This is a genomic window from Lebetimonas sp. JH292, from assembly GCF_000523275.1.
In the GTDB taxonomy this organism is placed as follows: Bacteria; Campylobacterota; Campylobacteria; order Campylobacterales; family Nautiliaceae; genus Lebetimonas.
The window spans coordinates 195,001-214,667 of sequence record NZ_ATHQ01000001.1; the positions used below are offsets into that span (position 1 = coordinate 195,001).

At 30.7% G+C, this 19,667-nt stretch carries 19 protein-coding genes and 1 pseudogene (1 of these 20 running past the window's edge); 2 read left to right on the forward strand and 18 right to left on the reverse strand.

All coding sequences use genetic code 11. The features are described from left to right. From DZ64_RS0101185 to DZ64_RS0101205, 5 genes are all read right to left on the reverse strand, one after another. A protein-coding gene (locus DZ64_RS0101185) for a citrate/2-methylcitrate synthase (RefSeq protein WP_024789094.1) crosses the window boundary here: on the reverse strand, positions 1-1,572 show its 5' portion. 279 nt of this gene lie to the left of the window's left edge; 1,572 of the gene's 1,851 nt are visible here — the first part of the coding sequence; the start codon lies at positions 1,570-1,572; its stop codon lies beyond the left edge, outside the window. Continuing rightward, positions 1,572-2,906: an ATP citrate lyase citrate-binding domain-containing protein gene (locus tag DZ64_RS0101190; RefSeq protein WP_024789095.1), complete on the reverse strand. Its 1,335-nt coding sequence runs from the start codon at positions 2,904-2,906 to the stop codon at positions 1,572-1,574. Before DZ64_RS0101190 ends, DZ64_RS0101185 begins: the two co-directional genes overlap by 1 nt. An 84-nt stretch (positions 2,907-2,990) precedes the next feature. Continuing rightward, a complete protein-coding gene (locus tag DZ64_RS0101195; RefSeq protein ID WP_024789096.1) occupies positions 2,991-4,136 on the reverse strand; it encodes a glycosyltransferase family 39 protein in 1,146 nt (381 codons plus the stop codon). Then, positions 4,133-4,696, reverse strand: a complete 564-nt coding sequence (locus DZ64_RS0101200; protein WP_024789097.1) for an aminodeoxychorismate/anthranilate synthase component II — start codon at positions 4,694-4,696, stop codon at positions 4,133-4,135. Before DZ64_RS0101200 ends, DZ64_RS0101195 begins: the two co-directional genes overlap by 4 nt. Positions 4,697-4,721: 25 nt before the next feature. Next, on the reverse strand, positions 4,722-5,057 hold the full coding sequence (locus DZ64_RS0101205; RefSeq protein WP_024789098.1) for a winged helix-turn-helix domain-containing protein: 336 nt from the start codon (positions 5,055-5,057) through the stop codon (positions 4,722-4,724). 59 nt (positions 5,058-5,116) lie between these two features. Here DZ64_RS0101205 and DZ64_RS0101210 point away from each other — a divergent pair, with 59 nt between their 5' ends. Beyond that, complete coding sequence (locus DZ64_RS0101210; protein WP_024789099.1) at positions 5,117-5,995, forward strand: methylenetetrahydrofolate reductase; 879 nt, start codon at positions 5,117-5,119, stop codon at positions 5,993-5,995. Here DZ64_RS0101210 and DZ64_RS0101215 read toward each other — a convergent pair. The 13 genes and pseudogenes from DZ64_RS0101215 to ppk2 form a co-directional block, all read right to left on the reverse strand. Then, positions 5,992-6,327 (reverse strand): hypothetical protein, encoded by a 336-nt coding sequence (locus DZ64_RS0101215; protein WP_024789100.1) that lies wholly within the window; start codon positions 6,325-6,327, stop codon positions 5,992-5,994. The genes DZ64_RS0101210 and DZ64_RS0101215 overlap by 4 nt on opposite strands. 118 nt (positions 6,328-6,445) lie before the next feature. Further along, a complete protein-coding gene (locus DZ64_RS0101220) occupies positions 6,446-6,688 on the reverse strand; it encodes a hypothetical protein (RefSeq protein WP_024789101.1) in 243 nt (80 codons plus the stop codon). A gap of 1,017 nt (positions 6,689-7,705) precedes the next feature. Further along, positions 7,706-8,650 (reverse strand): M23 family metallopeptidase, encoded by a 945-nt coding sequence (locus tag DZ64_RS13875; RefSeq protein ID WP_304412268.1) that lies wholly within the window; start codon positions 8,648-8,650, stop codon positions 7,706-7,708. 64 nt (positions 8,651-8,714) lie between these two features. Continuing rightward, on the reverse strand, positions 8,715-8,918 hold the full coding sequence (locus tag DZ64_RS13655) for an urea transporter (protein ID WP_255327502.1): 204 nt from the start codon (positions 8,916-8,918) through the stop codon (positions 8,715-8,717). A gap of 43 nt (positions 8,919-8,961) precedes the next feature. Further along, positions 8,962-9,384 (reverse strand): urea transporter, encoded by a 423-nt coding sequence (locus DZ64_RS13660; protein WP_156922591.1) that lies wholly within the window; start codon positions 9,382-9,384, stop codon positions 8,962-8,964. 7 nt (positions 9,385-9,391) lie between these two features. Next, positions 9,392-10,729, reverse strand: a pseudogene (locus tag DZ64_RS13955) (alanine racemase). A 9-nt stretch (positions 10,730-10,738) separates the two neighbouring features. Further along, entirely contained in the window at positions 10,739-11,740 is a 1,002-nt protein-coding gene (locus DZ64_RS0101250) for a carboxylate--amine ligase (RefSeq protein ID WP_024789102.1), read from the reverse strand. Further along, a complete protein-coding gene (locus DZ64_RS0101255) occupies positions 11,724-11,972 on the reverse strand; it encodes a PqqD family protein (RefSeq protein ID WP_024786871.1) in 249 nt (82 codons plus the stop codon). Before DZ64_RS0101255 ends, DZ64_RS0101250 begins: the two co-directional genes overlap by 17 nt. Positions 11,973-12,042: 70 nt before the next feature. Beyond that, entirely contained in the window at positions 12,043-13,491 is a 1,449-nt protein-coding gene (guaB, locus tag DZ64_RS0101260) for an IMP dehydrogenase (RefSeq protein WP_024789103.1), read from the reverse strand. Then, positions 13,488-14,843 carry an Asp-tRNA(Asn)/Glu-tRNA(Gln) amidotransferase subunit GatA gene (gatA, locus tag DZ64_RS0101265; RefSeq protein WP_024789104.1) on the reverse strand — a complete coding sequence of 452 codons (1,356 nt, stop codon included), beginning with the start codon at positions 14,841-14,843 and terminating at the stop codon, positions 13,488-13,490. The genes guaB and gatA overlap by 4 nt, the downstream gene beginning before the upstream one ends. Then, on the reverse strand, positions 14,840-14,947 hold the full coding sequence (locus DZ64_RS0101270; protein WP_024786874.1) for a hypothetical protein: 108 nt from the start codon (positions 14,945-14,947) through the stop codon (positions 14,840-14,842). Before DZ64_RS0101270 ends, gatA begins: the two co-directional genes overlap by 4 nt. Further along, positions 14,940-17,684: an isoleucine--tRNA ligase gene (gene ileS / locus DZ64_RS0101275; RefSeq protein ID WP_024789105.1), complete on the reverse strand. Its 2,745-nt coding sequence runs from the start codon at positions 17,682-17,684 to the stop codon at positions 14,940-14,942. The genes DZ64_RS0101270 and ileS overlap by 8 nt, the downstream gene beginning before the upstream one ends. A 116-nt stretch (positions 17,685-17,800) precedes the next feature. After that, positions 17,801-18,598 carry a polyphosphate kinase 2 gene (ppk2, locus tag DZ64_RS0101280; RefSeq protein WP_024789106.1) on the reverse strand — a complete coding sequence of 266 codons (798 nt, stop codon included), beginning with the start codon at positions 18,596-18,598 and terminating at the stop codon, positions 17,801-17,803. Between the two features lie 50 nt (positions 18,599-18,648). Between ppk2 and DZ64_RS0101285 the strand changes: the two genes are divergently transcribed. Continuing rightward, on the forward strand, positions 18,649-19,656 hold the full coding sequence (locus tag DZ64_RS0101285; RefSeq protein WP_024789107.1) for a CinA family protein: 1,008 nt from the start codon (positions 18,649-18,651) through the stop codon (positions 19,654-19,656). Positions 19,657-19,667 lie beyond the last annotated feature (11 nt).

Consider the following 19,667-nt stretch of genomic DNA (forward strand, 5'->3'; position numbering starts at 1 on the left):
TTCCAAAGCAAAATCAAGAAGCGGTGTTGCAGGGAAAAATTCGGCTGCATATTTTTTAAGACCTTCCACTCTTTTATCAGGGTTTCTTACAGATTTAATTCTATGCCCAATTCCTGGAATTGGAATACCCTGTTTTTTCATATAATTTACAAATTCTTTAGGATTCATTGAATTGTCATATGCATATTTGAAATATTTTGCTGCTCCGTCAATTGCACCACCAAATCTTGGTCCAATTGTAAGAAGACCTGTTACAAGTGATTCAACAACGCTTTTTCCAGCCCTTGCTGTAACTTTGGCATTATGCGCACCACTTACGGCAGGACCGTGGTCTGCTACTGTTTTAATGACAGTTTCTATAAAATTAGTGGCCCATTTAGGATATCTTTTTTTGAACCAAAGAAGTGAAATAACATCACCTATGCTGTAACCTGTATCAGGAGTAGCCACAGAACTAATAGGAATACCTGCATAAACAGCTTCTTCTCCCCTGTCGTCACTGATTGTACAAACAAAATTTCTTGGTTTTCTAATTTTTCCTGCAGCAAGAGCTTTTGAATAATCTTCAGGAACAGGCGGAACATCAGGTTCTTTAATTTCTTCAATAACACCTTTTCCTTTTAATTCTTCATATACGCCTTTAATTACAAGAGGTAAATCGTTAAAGTTATCTGGAACGTGAATTCCGGCTTCTTTCATTGCTCTGTTTTTAGCTTCAGCAGTTTCAGCCTGGGCATTTGCACTGGCTCCGGCATGTCCAAATTGTACCCCACTGCTGAAATATTTTGCAATAGTACCTATACACCATCCGATAACCGGTTTAGTAATTTTACCTTCTTTTATTGCTTCGATTACTTTATATTCTTCTCTTCCACCTACTTCACCAAGTAATATCATATATTTAACTTGAGGATTTTTTTCCATTCTAAGTAAATGGTCGATAAATACGCTTCCTACGAATCTGTCACCACCAATAGCAACACCTTCGGCAATTCCGTCTGCATTTAGAGCTATAATATTTGAAAGTTCGTTAAATAAACCGCCACTTCTTGTTACAAGTCCGGCACTTCCGGGTCTATGAAGTTTAGATTTTACAATATTTTCAATGGTTCCGCCAATGTTTGCAACTTTAAATGCTCCAGGAACAATAGCACCTACAGTCGCAGGCCCTATTATAGTTACACCTTTTGCTCTTGCTTTTTTATTCATAAGCCTTGCAAGTCTTTCTGGAATTCCCTCAGCTGTTATCATAATTACCCTGAATTGATTCATATCAAGAGCTTCATTTGTTACATCATAAGCAGTTCTAAATGAACCAAAATTAAGCAAAACATCTGCATTTGAATGATTTTTCACAGCTTCAGCAGTATTTTTATAAACAGGAATCATTACTTCATCTGTTCCAAAAAAGAATTTCTCAAATTTATTAGAACTTGTTGGAGCTACAATAGCCGCAACAGACGGTTTTTCCCTTTTAATTACATAATCATAATCAAGCATTCTTTGAATTGCTGATTTATTGTTATTCCAAAATATTGCCTGTGTATCCCTTGTAAATAGTGCATTACTCATTATTCAGCTCCTTTTTTGTCATCTTCAAGTGCCATTCTAACAATATCTGTAATATGTGTTTCAGGTCCGAAAACTTTAATTGGAAGTCCAAGTTTTTCAGCCGCCGCTTTTATATCTTTAAGACCTTTTTCATAATTCGGTCCGCCTCTTCTTACATAAATTCTGACACCTACATCTTTCATTTTATCTGCATATTTGTTAAATGCCTGGATAATACCTGTAAATGTTTTGGCTACATCTGTAAAGTTTGCAATAGCTCCACCAATTATTAAAATTTTATCTCTACCCTGAGGATCTTTTTCTCTTGTCATTAAATCAAGAACAGTCTCAGTATAAAATCTTGTTTCATCAGTAGTAGGACCACCTGAATATTCACCGTAATTTGCTAATTCATTAACTCCACCGGCCAAATCTGCAATAGTATCCGCATAAACCACTGAAGCTCCTCCGCCTGCAACAAGTGTCCAAATTCTTCCCATCGGATTTAAAATAGTAAGTTTTAATGAAGCACCGCTTTTTGCATCTGCTTCGGCTATTGCTTTTTCCTCAGGAGATTTTTCAGGCATACCAAATGGCGTAGGAAATTCAATATTCCCCCATTTATCTTTCATTAAAAATCCAGCTGTATCGTCCAATCTTGCGACTAAATCTAAAATATAAATATTATTTCCTTGCAATACTAACGGATTTATTTCTAAATACGCAAAGTTTAAATCTCTAAAGAATTTATAAAACTGCTCAGCAAAAGTTACAAATCTTTCTTTGTTTTCTTCCGGAATGTCAGCCGGAATATTTGCCCTTATTAAATGCTCTAAATTTGCTTCATCCATATCTATCGGGATTTTAATTTCAGTAACTTTATCCCAGTTTTCTTCTACTTCCATTCCTCCGTGGGCACTTAAATACAACACATCATGGTAGGCATCTAACGTGGTAGCAGCTATATAATATTCTTCATCTTCAGTGTGCGGTGTAAAAGGTTCAACTATAAAATGGGTAAGTCTTCCTTTTTGCCCACTAAGCAAAGTTACATCGTGAGAAGCTTTTTCATCTATCCATTTAGCCGCATCTTCAAGGGTAACATCTCCCGGTTTATTAACTTTAAATAAAACTAAATTGTTTTTGCCTCTCTTACCAAAAAGCATATCAGGTTTTGCAACTAAAGGTTTTTCATTTAACCATGAATATTCTTCTTTTTTGGCCAATTCTCTTAACTCGTCTCCACTGGTAACCAATACACTTTCAAACGGATAATATAATCCGCTGAAATACTTTTCCCAATTTTGTTTAAAAAGTTTTTTTCCGTCATATTCACGAATAGGTTTTTGAGCCATTAATACTCCTTGAATTTTATTTTAAAAATTGTATCATTTATAAAAAATATTTGTGTTTAAATAATATATATTGAAATATTTTTCTTAAATAGTGTTTAATTTTGAAACATTTATTTTTAAAATTATCTTATTTTTGTGAAAAATCGAAACGCTGTTTTTATTTTTACTGTAAATCAATTTATATTTATCACCTTTTTTAATACCGTAAAACTCCAAAATTTCAGATAATTTTTCATTATTGCAGCTCATACTATATATTTTTTCTTTTTTTAAAATTTCAGCCAGATTTTTGGGGAAATAAAAGCTGTAGCTTAATTTTTTTGCTGGCGTATATTTATTAAAAAACAAAGATATATCAAGCATTATTAAAGATGTAAATAAAACAACAAATAATATTTTATAAAATGTTCTGAATCGTGGAAGTCTGACTTTATAAGATTTTAAAAAAACATTTACCATATTGACAACAAATCCTAACGTATATGGTGCATAATCGTCTATTTTTATTTTCTGTCTGAAAGATAAAATCAGAGAAACAAAAAAAGCCGTTGCGGAAATAAAATATATTAAATCTTTTTTATAAAAAATATTTTTATATAACGCATACAAAAAATAGACAAATACAAACGGAGAAAAAATTAAAAAATATGTACCGAATAAATCTAAAAAATAACCTTTGGGTCTGCCGTGTATTTTATATTCAAAGTAATTTGCATTAAAAGCCAATAAAATTAGACTAAAAATAAGCAGTTTTGTATCTTTTTTATAAATAGAATAAAAAATGAGCGCCAGATATAATGAAATTAAACTTTTGTCAACAAAAACATACAAAATTAACAGGATATAAGAAAAATTTTTGAATTTTTCATAACTGTAAATGAATAACAGACTTAAAAAAATCAAATACACAGATTTATTGACTATCACAGAAGATATTATCATTCCCGGAATTAACATAAAAATATAAGTCGTGTAAATTATTTCTCTTTTTGTTTTCAGTTTTAATTTTGCTATATTATAAAAAATAACAACACTCAAAAATCCTGTAAATAATGAAGGAAAACGCAACGCATAATCGTTTTTCCCAAATAAATCAAAAGAAAGATGTAAAATGTTTTTTAAAAAAGGAAAATGATTAATACTGTCTATTTCAACAAAAGAAAATGATAAAAATTCAACGCTGTATAAAAACAAAAAAAGATAAAAAATTATAATAGGCAGAAATTTCATAATTTAAGAAAATTGTTGATTATTTCTTTTCCGTGTTCGCTCATAATCGATTCCGGATGATACTGAACTCCGAAAATCGGTTTATTTTTTACCCTCAAAGACATTATTTCATTATCATCGAGAGAATAAGATGTGGGAATTATAAATTCCGGTAGAGTTTTTTCATCCACCACAAGTGAATGGTATCTTGTAACCCTAAATTTTTCGGGAATATTTTCATATATATCATCATATACAGTTATTTCAATATCGCTTGTTTTTCCGTGCATTAGATTTTTAGCCCTTATTATTTTTGCTCCAAACGCATACGCAATTGACTGATGCCCGAGACATACACCAAGAATCGGTTTATCTATTTTCTTTATAATTTCCACACTGACTCCGGCTTCTTTTGGAGTCGAAGGACCCGGGGAGATGATTATCTTTTCCGGATTTAATTTTTTAATTTCTTCTATATTCATTTCATCGTTTCTGATTATCTTCAAATTGGCCCCTAATTCCAGACAATACTGAACTATATTGTAAGTAAAAGAATCATAATTATCAATCATTAATATCATTAACAGCCTTTTTTAAGAAATTTTATCAAAATTTATCGTTATATTTTTCATTTATCTTTTTTTTAAATTCATTAATGTCTTTTTGTAAATTTTCAAAATTTTTAATAAGTTTTTTGCCGTAATCTGTCAAATATGTTCCTCCTCCGCCTTTTCCTCCGCTTTGTTTTTCCACTACTTCTTTTTTAGATAAAGAATTAATGATATCTATTGCATCCCAAGCCGCCCTATAACTCATTTTCATCTCTTTTGCGGCTTTTGAAATAGAACCGTATTTATCAATTAATTTTAATAATCTTATCCTCCCTTTTCCCAAAAAACTTTTATTTTTTTTATCTATCCAGTAATTTATTTTTATTTCCATTTTTTTACTTTTTTAAAAATTATAACAAATTTGATAAAATTTCTTAAAAAAGGCTGTTAATGAAAGAAAAATTATTTAGTGAGAGTTTTTTAACGCTTGAAACAACTCCGCCTAAATTACCGACAATTGATCCTATGATAGAAAAATTAAAACAAACTGAAGCTTATAAATATGTAGACGGATTTACCACAACAGACTGCCCTTTAAGCAGACTAAAATACAATTCAATTATAGCAGCTTTTAAAATTCAGCAAACTTTTAATAAAAAAGTTATTGCAACAATGAGCATGAGAGACAGAAACATTATAGCGCTTCAAAGCGATTTACTTGGGGCAAACGATTTAAATGTTACAAATATTTTGGCACTAACAGGCGACCCCGCTAAAATGTCGGATCAGCCTAATGCAAAAGCGGTTGTGGAAGGAAGCAGTATAAAACTTCTTGAAATAATAAGGGCATTTAACAGCGGAATGGATTATGCGGGTAAAGAATTTAAAATAAAACCAAAACCTGTAAACCCTTTTGCAGTAACCAATTCATATGCAAAAAATTTTATTTCAATAGAAAAAAAAATTTATAAAAAAGTTAAACATTATGCTTTGGGAATAATTACCCAACCCGTATATGATATGGAAATTGTTGAAAAAATGCTTGATATTAGGGATAAAATAAGAAATAAATTTAAAGATGAAAGAAAAAAATTTGATATCGTTTTCGGTTTTTTTCCTATAACAAAACTAAAAACAGCCCAGTTTTTACATTCTCATGTTCCAGGCATTTATGTACCGGATAGCTGGATAGAAAAATTAATTAAAGCTCATAAAATAAATGAAGAAGAAGAATACAAAAGAAATTTATTTAACAATTTGCAAAAAAAACACCCTAAAATTCACATCATGACAGCCAATAGATTTGAAATAGTAAAAGAGCTTTTTTAAAAAGCTCTTAAATAAGACAATACGTAAATATTTGAATATGCATCGTTATTATCTTCTTCAAATTTATCTCTTTCAAATGAAACTTTAATATTATTTATTTTATCTAAATTATAATTAACACTCAGTCCATAACCGTATTTATATTCATCACCAGTGTTATACACAACAAAACCGTCATTTGCTACTTTATAAGCAAATTTTCCAAATGTTGTTTTTAAAGTTGTAGTCCAAGGGCCTTTAAAATTTTGAAATTTCAAATCAAAATTATTATAAGTATCATCAGGTGCAATACCATCTTTTGAAATATGAATATTATTATATTTTCCTTCCACGTAAAAACTACCAATATTTGAATAGTAATTACCAAATTAAAACCTATTTTTGGAGAAATTTGATTAACATTAAAATTTTTATAATCTGAAAAATAATAATCTATTCCCATATTGTATTTTAAATATTTGTAATAATCAATTCCACCAAACAACACTTTATTATAATTTTATAAAAATAATCCAGCTTAAAAGTAAAATCTTTTTGTTTCCAATCAGAGATATTGTTTTTATAATCAATTTTTAAATATTCCCCATCCATTTCAACCTTAACAGGCCATTGGTAATAATTATAATAAACACCTCCTAATTTTGCTTTATCTTTAGATGAACCGCTATAATCAATATAGCTTCCATAAGGCATTACAACTAATGTATTATATGCAAAACTTAAAACTGCAACATGATAAAAAAAGAATTTTTTTCATTTTTTCTCCTTTAAATTTATTTTATATCCTAAATTTTTTTTATTTATTATATCAATTCCTTTTTTTCTAAGATTTGAAATTATAACTTTAATAGAATCAATGTTTTCAATATAGTCACAATTTTCTAAAATTTCAAATTTTGAAATCTGTTTCAGCTTTTGTTAACTCTATTAAAATGTTTTTATGATGTAAGTGTTTTGTTTTAAGATTTTAAATAAACTTCTTCATATTTTATTACCTCTTTTTTTAAAATTTTTTTTCTTAAATAATTCAATCTTAAAATAATTTTTTCATATTCAGAGTACAAATAACAGTAATCACCAATATACAAAGCTTTTTTTATATCCATTATAAAAAAAAATCAACTAAAATTACATCATACTTTTTAAAATTATCATAAACTTGTTTAAAATTAAATTCATTTGTTTCAAAAAAAGAATAATTCAATATATTCATTTTAAATATTTTTTTGCAATTATATTATTGGGATCTAAAATAATGTGTTAACATTTTATTTGCAACAGACAAAGATGATTTAAAATCTTTCTTATAATATCAAATAATAATTGGCATAAAAATTGTAATAATCTTTTTTTATTATTTTTCCCATATATAAATAAACTCTTGCTAAACCTAAAAGCGGTTCAATAGATTGCATTTTCATAATTCTTATTTAAAAAAAACAAATATCCAAGTCTTAAATTTACAGTATATCCTCTAGGATATTTTTCATACAATGGAATAAAAACACTAATTGCATCTTTATAATCCCCCATTTTCTCATAATTATAAGATTTATAATAAATATCTTTAATATTTAATGCAAATTTTTCATAAATTCTCCTTAATTCAAAATTTTTTCCTTTTATTTTTTCAAACCCTTTTTCATAAAATGAAAAATAAATTTCTCCATAATCTGATTTAATACTTAAATTTTCTTTTTTATATGTATCTTATTCTAAAAAAGATTTAAAATTAAATGGTAACAAAAATTCAATTAAAATTAATTTAAATTTATTAAGCCTTATGTCCAGTGGCAACACATCCTCATAATATATATTTTTATTAATAAGAGGAATTTTTGGAACTAATTTAAAAATTTCCTTAAGATATGAATCTTTTCCATCATACACATAAAAATAAAACAGTTTACCCTGCATATAAAAAAACAGTTTGTTTTTACCATCAAACAGGTAAAATTCCCCTTTGTCATTCATTTTAACTATAAATTCAACTATTTCACTTTTTTCATTTTTATATTTGTAAATATCATCTAAAATAAAATTAAATCTAAGTTTCATTGATTTATCTAAAATTGTTGCTTCAATTTCTTCATCCTTTTTAGGCAAAGAGTAAAAATATAATTTATTCTCCTTTATATAATCATAAAATTTAAAAGGAACAGTTTCACTTCCCAAAATTCCGTACTTTTGAACCTGAATATGTATGTGAGGTTCTGGGGAATAACCGCTGTTTCCACATTTTCCTATAATATCTCCAACTTTCACATAATCTCCGACATTAACTTTTGCAGAATACTGCATTAAATGGGATATTTCTACAAAAAAACCTAAATCACTTTTTAAAATTATATAATTTCCCCAATTATTAACTCTATCAACTTCTCCAATTATATTATCTTTTAAGTCATCTCTTTTTGCAACAATATAACCATTTACAGGTGAAAGAACGTTTTCTCCAAAAGCATAATAATCTTCTAAAAAAAGACCTTCATTTTTATATGTTTTACCATTTTTTTTAATCACAAAATCGTATGCATATTTCCATTTTCCTATATGTGTCCATTTTCCATCAAAAGCCTGGTATACCGTCCATTTACCAGAAAAAGGCAAATGAATTTTAATATCATTACCTCCAAACCTGAATGTAGAACTCAAAAAAGAAATTAAAGATTTTTCAGGTGTCCCTTTTATTGAATAATTAAAATAAACATACCCTACACTATATAAAAATCACTAAAATTGTTATAAAATTAAAAGGCAATGTATAAACCGGCAAAGAATATAATTTAAATGTTGGAAGTAAAAATACACCGCCCACTGCCATAGCAATAAGTATAAAATTAAAATTATATGGGGAATTTAAAGCATTATAATAATTTGTAAAAAAAGAGTGAAAGTAAACTCCTGCATAAAAACCTATCAAAGATAGAAAAAATAAAATTCTAGAGTAAATTAAACCAGCCGCTTCAAAAAGTAAAAAAAATATTACTCAACAAATTTGTATATTTAAAACTTGCTAAATAAAAAAACATACTAACAATTGCAAAAGGAAATGATAAAATAGGTAAAAAATATTTTATAAAAACCTTATTTAAATAAACAGACATTAAAAAAGTTAAAATAGATAAAATAGTGGCAATACTTACATCAAAATAAAATCCAACACCCATTCCCACAAGAAGTGAATTATAAAGATAAAAACCATATTTTATATATTCTTCTCTAATTTTAATTAATTCTGCAAAAACGATAGTCGAAATAATAGCAACAACTCCTAAAATTCCAACACTAGGAAGTAAAAAAGAAAGAAAAAATAAAACAATTCCTGCCTTCACATCCCTTAAAAAAAGAATAGAAATATAAGGCTTAAATAATATTTTTAAATCCATTTTTTTCCTATTTTAAATAATTCGGAATAATTTCTTTTTCAATAACATAATCCAAATCATCAGCCTCTCTAATTAAATGAGAAGTTGAACTTTTATCAATAAAAGACAGACTTTTGGACGATATCTAATAAACTGCATTGATTGAGTATAATTATATGCACCAACAGGCCAAAGACTCAATACACTCCCCCGCTCAAGCGGAGGCAACATTATATTTTCTGCAATAACATCTATATTCATACAAAGTGGACCATTTATCATTGACGGTTCGTTTAATCCTTCATATCTTTTATCAAGTGCTATATCAAAATTATACCAAAATGCTGTATATAACAAATTAACTCCTGCATCCACAATATAACCTTTTTTACCGTCTGGAAATCTTTTTGATGCAAATACAGATGTGAGTAAATAGCCAGCTTCATCAATTAATGCCCTACCAGTTTCTAAATAAAGTTTTGGTAATTTTTTATCATTAAATTCATAAATTGCATTTGTAACTGCTTCTGCATATTCATCCGCGCTTGGCACTATAACCTCTGGAGGTTGATATACACCTTTTAATCTGTTTTTACTAGCAAATCCTCCACCAATGTCAATATATTCAATTTCATATCCAAAATCTTCTTGCACTTTTTTTCTAAGATCCATTAATTTTCTAACTTCATTTGCGTAAGCATTTGCTACTAAACATAAAGGTTCCAATATGGGCATGAAGCCCTGTTAAATACAGTTTCTTACCTTTATAAATTCTTTTAATTGCTTCATAAGCTTCTCCATTATCTATATTAAATCCAAATCTGCTCCATTGAGGATAAATACCTGTATCCATATTGCATCTAATTGCCACAGGAATATTAATTCCAAACTCATCCGCAATATCTTCTAAATCGTTAATTTCATAAAGATGGTCGATATGAATTTTAGCACCCTCTTTTACCGCAACTTTTAATGCTTCTTTTGGTTTATATGGACCATTAAAAATTATATCTTTTCCATCAATGCCGTTTCTTCTTGCTTTTTGATATTCAAATTCGCTTACAACTTCAGCTTTGCTCCCAAGTTTATGATAAATTTTACAAATAGCATCTAAATAATTAGTTTTATAACTCCACCAAAATTCAACCTCTGGATATCTGCTTGAAAAAGCTTCTTTAAATTCTAAATATTTATCTTCAATACTCCTTTGACTGAAAACAAATAGAGGTGAGCCGAATTTTTCAACTAAATCCCTAACTTTTACTCCATCTATTTCACTTCTTATTTTTTGAGATTTAAGAGGTGAGCCGTATTTACTTGCAAGTGCAAAATCAACTCTATTTATTGTAGGTTTTTCATAATTCATTTTTTCTCCTTAAAGTTCTTTTTTATTCATTAATGTTAAAAACTGTTTAAAATCAACACTTAATTCTTCCACATACCTTACATACATTTTTTCAAGTGGATAATCTAAATTTTGTTTTACATTTTTACCATTTATTAATTCTATTAATATCTGAGGAAGATTAACTCCTAAATCAGTAGCAAAATAAACCCATGCCGGAAATCTGGGATTTATCTCAATTAAATAAATTTCATTGTTATAAACCATTGCTTCAAGCTCAAACGCCCCTCTCCAATTTTTAGAAAATTCAACTGCTAAATTTAAAAGTTTTTCATTTTTAATACTTACCGCGCTCCAAACTTTTCCTAAATCCGTGGTTGTCAATTTTTTTATACCAACACCGCCTTTTAATTCATAATTACTGATTCCTACATAATTAATTTCAATTCCGTTAATAACTTCCTGTACTAAAAGAGGAAAACCCCACTCATTTGAAATTTTGTAAAAATATTCAATTGCTTCATCTAAATTATAGGCTTTATAAGCTTTGTAATAATTTCCTTTAACCATTATCGGAAAACCCAGCTCTTTTGTGGCAGAGATTAAATCATCAAGAGATAAAATTTTAATAGTTTTAGGATGTTTAACACCAAGTTTTTTACAAAATTCGCTAAGTTTTGATTTATCTCTCATTTCAAACTGTTTAAGGGTTGGTAAAAATGTTTTTAATCCCAATTCTTCAATGTTTTTCTGATATTTAATATATAAAGGTAGTTCAGCATCTAAGTTTGGTATTAAAACATTAATATCAGATTTTTCCTTAATATATCTGATTCTGTTTTCAAACTCTTCATAACCAAGAGTTGGATAAGGCATTAAATAAACTTTTTCAAATAAATCCTGATAAACTCCCGGCTCATTTGGGTCATAACTTAAGCCAATTAATTTATATTTATCTTTTAAACTTTTGGCAACTCCTATACCAGGAGCTGGATTGTCAGTGTTATTTAATCCACTAATTGCTATTTTCATTGATTAGCCCATAAATTTTTAATTTTTGAAAAAAATCATTAACATCAATATAAACTTCTCTCCAATCTTTATTAGTTTCAGATGAAATAATAGATATTATTTCATCTTTATTTTTACCTTCTTTAATTAGCTCAATAATTCTTTTTGCTGTATCATTTAACTGAAAGGTAATACCAAGAGATGGAATAAATCCCATATTATTTTCATCAATAACCATTTCATTTATCAACATAACAACTCCTTAATTTTTTAAAATGATAAAAAAGAAAGGTAAATGGAAAGTTAATGAAGAAAAAAGAAAATTATTGGTGATAATTAGGAGCTTCTTTTGTAATAGTTACATCATGCACATGTGATTCTTTAAGACCGGCACTTGTAATTTCCACAAATTCAGCCCTTTCCCAGAAAGTCGGTATATTTTTTGCACCGCAGTATCCCATAGAAGACCTAAGACCACCAATCAACTGGTGAATTACATCGGCAATTTTCCCTCTGTATGGAACCATACCTTCAATTCCTTCAGGAACCAACTTATCAGCCGCTGTTCCCTCCTGAAAATATCTGTCATTGCTTCCTTTTTGCATAGCACCGATACTTCCCATACCTCTGTATGCTTTATACTGTCTTCCCTGATACATAATAGTTTCACCTGGACTTTCTTCCGTACCTGCGAGTAAGCTTCCAATCATTACACAGCTTGCACCGACTGCCAAGGCTTTTGCGATATCTCCCGAATATTTAATACCTCCGTCCGCTATTACAGGTACATCAAATTCTGCCGCAGCAGCCGCACATTCATCAATCGCACTGATTTGAGGAACCCCTACGCCTGCGACTATCCTTGTTGTACATATACTTCCCGGACCTATTCCTACTTTTACACCGTCGGCCCCCGCTGCAATTAAATCTCTTGTTGCCCCTGCCGTAGCTACATTCCCGGCCACCACATCAACATCAAATCTTTTTTTGATATCACTAACCAAATCTAAAATACCCTGAGAATGACCGTGGGCCGAATCTACAACGATTACATCAACGCCGGCTCCTACAAGCGCGGCGGCTCTTTCAATTCCATTTCCGACCCCAACCGCAGCAGCCACTCTTAATCTTCCATATTTATCTTTATTTGCATTTGGATAATCTTTTTTCTTTTGGATATCTTTAATGGTAATAAGCCCTTTTAAATAACCGTCTTCATCCACAATAGGAAGTTTTTCAATTTTATTTTTATGCAGGATTTGTTCTGCTTGCTCTAATGTTATTCCCTCTCTTGCGGTAATTAACGGCATAGGAGTCATAAGATCTTTTACCAATCTATTATAATTTTGTTCAAATCTAAGGTCTCTGTTTGTAAGAATACCGAGCAGTTTATCATTTTTATCAACCACAGGCACGCCAGAAATTTTATATGTTGCCATAATTTCAAGAGCTTTGGCAATAGTGTCTTCAGGGTAAACTTTGACAGGGTCTATTATAATACCGCTTTCACTTTTTTTAACTTTAATTATTTCTTTCGCCTGAGTCTCAATATCCATATTTTTATGAATTACCCCTATTCCTCCAAGTCTAGCCAATGCAATTGCGGCTCTTGCTTCTGTAACAGTATCCATCGCAGCAGAAACAATAGGAATATTTAAAGATACATTTCTTGTAAATCTTGTTTTTAAATTCACTTCTTTAGGCAAAACATTAGAATACTGTGGGACTAAAAGTACATCTTCAAAAGTCAGAGCTTTATATTTTATTCTCATTTACTATCCTTTACAATGTTTTCAACAATTTTTGCACCGTCAAAAAGAGTCTGCTCGTCAAAATGTTTAGCAATTAGTTGCATACCGATCGGCATATTGTCTTTATCTTTTGCAATTGGAAGTGATATAGCAGGAACGCCTGCCAGATTCACGCTTATTGTATAAATATCGCTTAAATACATTTCAAGCGGGTCTTTTTTAGAATTAAATTCAAATGCCGTTGTCGGTGTGACAGGTATCAAAACCAAATCAGCCTCGCTGAATAATTTGTCATATTCGTTTTTAATGATATGTCTTACTTTTTGGGCTTTTAGATAATAAGCGTCATAATATCCGCTTGAAAGAACGAATGTTCCGAGCATGATTCTTCTTTTTACTTCTTCTCCAAACTGTGCTCTTGTCAATTTGTAAGTCTGTTTTAAATCTTTTCCTTCAATTCTGTTTCCGTATCTCATACCGTCAAATCTCGCAAGATTTGAGCTTGCTTCGGCCGTTGCCACTACATAATAAGTTGCCACATCTATTTTGGAATTCATCAGACTCTTATGAATAATTGTATGACCTTCTTTTTCAAGAGTGTTTATTACATCAAAAATAGCTTTCTTTATCTCTTCGCTTGCTTCATCTATATAATTATCAATTACCGCTATTTTTAATTTTCTGTTTTCATTAAATTCTATTTTTTTATTCTCAACTGGTGCACTCGTAGAATCATGTTTGTCATACCCGGCAATAATATTGTATAAAATTGCGGCATCTTCAACATTTTGTGTAATCGGCCCGATTTGGTCAAGACTGCTTGAAAAAGCCGTGAGCCCGTATCTGCTAACTCTTCCGTAAGTAGGCTTCATGCCCACAACCCCACAAAATGCGGCAGGCTGACGAATTGAACCTCCGGTATCACTTCCAAGAGCGGCAATTGCAAGATTGGCACCGACTACTGCGGCACTTCCCCCGCTGCTTCCGCCAGGAACCCTGTTTGGATTATTGGGATTTAATGTTTTTCCGTAAGTGCTTGTTTCTGTAGAACTTCCCATTGCAAATTCATCCATATTTGTTTTACCAAAAGGACTTAGTCCGTTATTTAGCATTTTTTCAATTACTGTTGCATTATAAGGGGCCACATAACCTTTTAAAATTTTAGACGCACACGTAATTTCCCAGCCTTTTACGTTTATATTGTCTTTTATTGCAACAGGAATTCCGTCTCCCAATTCATTTAAATCAGTACCTAAAAACTGTTCAATATACCCACCGAGCTCTTTTTTTTCTTTCGCTTTTTTCCTTATATCTTTTTTAATTTCCTTTATCTCTTCTTTAGGTAATGTTAAAGCTTCTTTCAGTGTTATCATTTATTCTCCTTTAAATTTTTAAGCCACAAATATATTAAATAACTCCCTACCGCCAAAAAAATTGCAGTTAAAGCAACAAGCCATGAAGGAACAGGTTTATCCATTTATAACCTTATTGCATCTAACACAAAGCCCGCCTTCTTCTTTTGCTAAATATCTCCAGCATCTTGGGCATTTATGCAGAGGAGATTTTTTAATTTTTATAACAAACTGCTCATCTTTTGTATGAAATTCGCCAAATTCCTCTCCTTCTATTTCATCACCAATCATACTAACAACAAAAAAATCAGCCATTTCTTCATTTATTAATTCCACATAATTCGTTTCAATGGCAAGTTCAAGAGTATCTTTTATAACTTTTTCTTTTTTAAGTTTATCAACAAGTTCAAAAAATCTTCTTCTTATTTCGAGAATTTCATCACTTATAGGATTTTCCACATCTGCCAAAGGGGTATATACAAAATCAAATACATCCTTTGCGTCTTCTTTTATAACATTAGGTGCATGCTCAACCGCTTCATCCATTGTATATGTAAGAACAGGTGCCAAAATAGAAACAAGACCTCTTGCTATTAAAGCCATAGCACTCTGGGAATTTCTTCTTTTAGGAGAATCTTTAGCCTCACAATAGAGTCTGTCTTTACAAACATCAAGATATATTGCGCTAAGCTCGGTAACTATAAAATTATTTAAAATATTAAGAGCTTTCGAAAAATCATATTTGTTAAACAGATATATAACCTCATCAAACACATTTTTAGCCCTGTTTAATATCCATTTATCTATATTTGAGGGAGCACTTAGATTTATTTCTTCCAAATCATTAACATTGGCAAGTAAAAATCTTATTGTATTTCTCAGCTTTCTGTATTGTTCAGAAACCTGTTTTAATATATTTTCCCCAAGTTTTATATCTCCGCTGTAATCACTGCTCGCAACCCATAACCTCAGGATTTCGGTTCCGTATTTTTTGGCAACTTCACTAGGTGCAACAACATTCCCTTTTGATTTGCTCATTTTTTCACCGTTTTCATCAACAGTAAATCCGTGTGTTAAAATTGATTTATACGGTGCTTTATTTTCAACTGCGGTTGAAACAAGCAATGAACTTTGGAACCAGCCCCTGTGCTGGTCGCTTCCTTCAAGATACATACTCGCCGGATAATTACCAGCATCGTATCTGCCTGATTTAAGCACTGCAAACCATGTAGAGCCGCTGTCAAACCAAACATCCAAAATATCATCTATTTTTTCAAGTTTAGGCGCCATTTCTTTTTTATTTTCAGGTAAAAGTTCCTCTATGCTCATTTCATACCAGGCATCGGCACCTTTTACTTTAAAAATACTATAAATATTTTCAATAATTTCATCGTCTATTATTAGCTCACCTGTTTCTTTATTTCTAAAAAACGCAATTGGCACTCCCCAGTCTCTTTGTCGTGAAATACACCAGTCAGGTCTGTTGCTGAGCATTGATGTTAATCTGTTTTTACCGGTTTTTGGGGTAAATTCAATATTTTCAATTTCTTTTAGGGCTTTGTTTCTTAGTGTATTACCTTCGTAAGTCTTATCCATTGCTATAAAAAACTGTTTTGTCGCCCTGAAAATAACAGGATTGTGACATCTCCAGCAATGAGGATAAGAGTGGGTAAATTTAGAGGATTTTATTAAATTCTCACCAAGCAGTTCCAAAATTTTTTCATTTGCCTCGAATATATGCATTCCTACAAATTCGCTTGATTTATCTCCCAAAAGTTTTTCAGTTTCTAAAGTTTTTGAATATTTACCTTCACTGTCAACCGGCTGTAATATATCCGAATATCCGTATTTTAACCATACTTTATAATCTTCTTCCCCGTGCCCCGGAGCCGTATGAACGCAGCCTGTTCCGCCGTCCATTGTCACATGTTCTCCGAGTAAAATCACAGAAGTTCTGTTGTTTAAGGGATTTATTGCTTTTAAACCTTCAAGTTCTTTCGAATCAAATTCTTTTACAATATCCCCTCTTACAACATCTTCACTTCTTAATGTCTCATAAAGAGGTTTGGCGACTATAAAATCATCGCTTGTCAAAACATATTTAACTTCAGGAGAAAGAGCTATTCCCATATTTGCCGGAAGTGTCCAAGGTGTTGTTGTCCAGATTATTATTTTGGCATGTTTAGTTCCAAGAGTTTTGTTTGCCTCTTTGCTTAGAGGAAATGTAACATAAATGGAATAATCTTGCTTTTCTTCATATTCGACCTCAGCTTCAGCAAGTGCTGTTTCATCATGCATACACCAAAAAACAGGCTTGCTTCTTTCTACTAAAAGCCCTTTTTTTGCTATTTCGCTTAATGCTTTATAAATATCTGCTTCAAAAGCAAAATCCATCGTCTTATAAGGATTTTCCCAATCTCCTATAACACCGAGAGCCTTAAATTCTTCTTTTTGTATTTCTATAAATTTGGCGGCATGAGTCCGGCAAAGTTCCCTTATTTTTGTTTTAGGAAGATTTTCTTTTTTTGCCCTTCCGATTTTCTTTTCAACCTGCTGCTCAATAGGAAGGCCGTGACAGTCCCAACCGGGTACATATCTTATATCAAAACCCTGAAAATAATAAAATTTATTGATTATATCTTTTAGAATTTTATTTAAAGCATGCCCTATATGAATATGACCGTTTGCATAAGGGGGACCGTCATGAAGATTAAATCTTTCATTGCCTTGTCTGTTTTGTTTCATTTTTTCATAAACATTTTCACTAAACCATTTTTTATATCTTTTTGGTTCGTTTTGAGGTAAATTTCCGCGCATGGGAAATGTAGTCTTGGGCAAAAGAAGAGTTTCTTTATAATCCATTAAAGTTTCCTTTTTTTGCGAAGTATTATACCATAAATGTTAAGTGAAAAATGAAAAGTGCAAAATGAAAAATAAATTATCTACAATTTTTCACTTTTAATCTTTAACTTTCCATTTTATTCAATATGCGAAACAAATTTCACAATAGTAGGATCAGGCAGAAAAAAATAATCTTTATCATCATAATCAAACTGGGAGATAATATCCCTTATTATATTAATTCTTGCTCTTTTTTTATCATTTGCATCAACTATAACCCATGGTGCATAAGGAGTTGAGCTTGCGGCAAACATATCATCTTTTAATTTTTGATATTCATCATAATGCTCATAACTTTTCCAGTCAAGTGTTGAGAGTTTCCATTTTTTTAGCGGATCCGTTTCACGTGATTTTAATCTTTTATACATTTCCTCCTTGCTGATGTTTAAATAATATTTAAAAAATTTTATTCCATCATCTACTATAAGTTCTTCAAATCTCGGACACTGACGGATAAATCTTAAATATTCCTCATGAGTACAAAATCCGAAAATAACTTCAACCCCTGCCCTGTTGTACCAGCTTCTATTAAAAAATACCATTTCTCCACCGGCCGGAAAATGAGGTACATATCTCTGAAAATACCATTCACTCTTTTCTTTATTGCTTGGTTTATCAAGAGCCACGCTTCTGGCAAACCTTGGATTTAAATGTTCAAGTATTCTTTTTATTGTTCCGTCTTTTCCCGCGGTATCCATTCCTTCAAAAACTATTAGCATTCTTTTTTGATGTTTTTGAATCCATGTCTGAAGTTTTACAAGCTCTATTTGAAGATTTAAAAGTTCTTTTTCATAAAATTTATCCTTCAATTTTCCGTTTTTTTTAAACACTTTCTCTTTAGGCAAGGTATATTCAGGCAAATTGTTTTTTTTCATTTTTTTCTCCTTTTTGATACAATATCTTAATTATAACAAAAGGATAAACAATGGAAGTTTTTTTCGTGGGAAAAGCATGGAAATTTAAAAAAAATCTAAGAGATGAACTTTTAAAAAAAATTGATTATGACAAACTTACGTTTTTAGATAAATTCGATATTAATTTTAAGCCCCAAAAAGAAACAATAATTGTCACAGATGAAAATTCTTATCCTCTTGTAGCCAAAATATTTGCAAACCTTACAAATCAAAATTTAGTGGTAAAAGATAATTTTTTGGTTCCTGAAATGGCAAAATATTCTAAAAATTCCTTCTTAATTGATTTTTATTATCAAATAAATATAATATTATTAAAAGACCAAATACCTGAAATTTTAATAATATCCCCGGAATATGAAGAAATAAACATATTTAATCTGGATATAGAGAGTGCGAAACTGCTGTTGGAGCCTGTTTTTAACGCCTATAAAATAAACCCCGTTATTTTCGAAGAAGCGGGAATAATAAAAATTTACACCGAACCTATTGATTTTAATATAAAAAAGGAAATTTTAAGCACTGTTCCGTATACTGTTTTCGGAAATATATTCGAGCATATTGTAAACAATCTGCCTCCTAAAAAAATAACATTCGCAGAAAGCTGTACAGGAGGGCTTATTGCAAGCACTCTAACAAAAATTTCAGGAAGCAGCAACTGTTTTGACGGAAGCGTTGTGACTTATGCAAACAGAATAAAACACGAATGGCTTGGGGTTGAAGAGCTGACACTTGAAAAATACGGCGCTGTAAGCGAACAAACAGTAAAAGAAATGCTCCTCGGGGCACTTGAAATTTCTAAGGCGGATTATGCCCTGGCCGTTAGCGGAATAGCCGGACCTACAGGAGGGACGCCTCAAAAACCAGTGGGAACTGTATATATAGGCGTGGCAAACAAAAAAGAACTTAAAGTAGAACTTTTACACCTCAAAGGTGACAGAAATTATAATCAGTATCTGGCAATGATGAATGCAATAAGACTTTTTATTACATTTAGCGGCCTTTATAGTAAAATTTCATAAAAAGGCAATTA